This window comes from Bifidobacterium sp. (assembly GCF_050874245.1).
Taxonomy (GTDB): Bacteria; Actinomycetota; Actinomycetes; order Actinomycetales; family Bifidobacteriaceae; genus Bifidobacterium.
The window spans coordinates 1-1,132 of sequence record NZ_JBNMKH010000212.1 but is presented as its reverse complement, the minus strand read 5'-3'; the positions used below and the strand labels follow the sequence as shown (position 1 = coordinate 1,132).

1 protein-coding gene is annotated in these 1,132 nt (G+C 61.1%); it reads right to left on the bottom strand.

Features of this window, described 5'->3' with window-relative positions; translation table 11 throughout:
- A partial coding sequence (gene argC, locus ACR0P8_RS09985) for an N-acetyl-gamma-glutamyl-phosphate reductase (protein WP_432624889.1) occupies positions 1–1,067 on the bottom strand: 1,067 nt, incomplete at its 3' end.
- Positions 1,068–1,132 lie beyond the last annotated feature (65 nt).

Sequence of the window (1,132 nt, the reverse complement as noted above, 5' to 3'; positions counted from 1 at the left end):
CCTGCATCCTCAGGAAGCCCCAATGCCACATTCAGCGATTGCACGGCCTGTCCGGCGGTTCCTCGGTTGAGGTTGTCGATGGCCGCGAATGCCAGCAGGCGGCCGGCATGATGGTCGACGACCACTTGAATGTGGGCCGCGTTAGAACCGATGATGTTGGCGGTGGCCGGCATTACGCCTTCAGGCAGCACCACCATGAAATCCTGGCCTTCGTATGCATCCAGCCAGACCTGGCGGATCTCGGCATCCGTCATGCCAAGCGCTTTGTCGGTAAGTTTGGCGGAAACGGTGGCGAGAATGCCGCGCGCCATCGGCGCGAGAATCGGCGTGAAGGCGAGGGTGTAATCGTCCGCCTCCGCAGCACTCTTGCCGGCCGCGTGCGCGAAGTTCTGCAGGATCTCCGGAATGTGGCGGTGCGTACCGCCTACCGAATACGGCAGTGCGGAGCCGAACGCCTCAGCCGCAAGCAGATTGGTGCGCTTGAGGTTCTTGCCGGCGCCGGAATAACCGACCACCAAATCAGCCACGATGTCTTTCGATTCGACAAGACCCTGCGCAATGCCCGGTTGCAAAGCCAGCGTGGTCGCAGTGACGTTGCAGCCCGGTCCCGCAATGCGCTTGGTGCCGGGAAGCGCTTCACGCTGACGGCTGTAGGAGCCGTCAGCCGCGACGCCGGTGATGAGTTCCGGCATGCCGTAGGTCCAATGCTGGTAGAAGTCACCGCCGTAGAACGCGTCCCACGCGCTCTTTTCCTCAAGACGGTGGTCTGCGCCCAAATCCACCACCACGGCATTCGGGTCAAGCTGGGAGGCCAATGCTCCGGAAGCGCCATGAGGCAATGCCAGGATGATCACGTCATGGCCGTTGAGCACTTCCGGCGTGGTGTCCTCGACCACGAGGTCCGCCAACTGCGGAATGTGCGGCATATGCTTGCCAAGCTTGTCCCCCACCGAAGAATGTCCGGCGACGCAGGTCACTTCGAAATTCGGGTGTGCCGCGAGTATGCGCAGCGCCTCACCACCCGCGTATCCAGTCGCGCCGGCCACGGCTACCGTGTATTTGGCCATGTCACGTCTCTTTTCCTTGACTCGTTGAAACACATTCAGCATACACTTTATGCACTACATTGCAT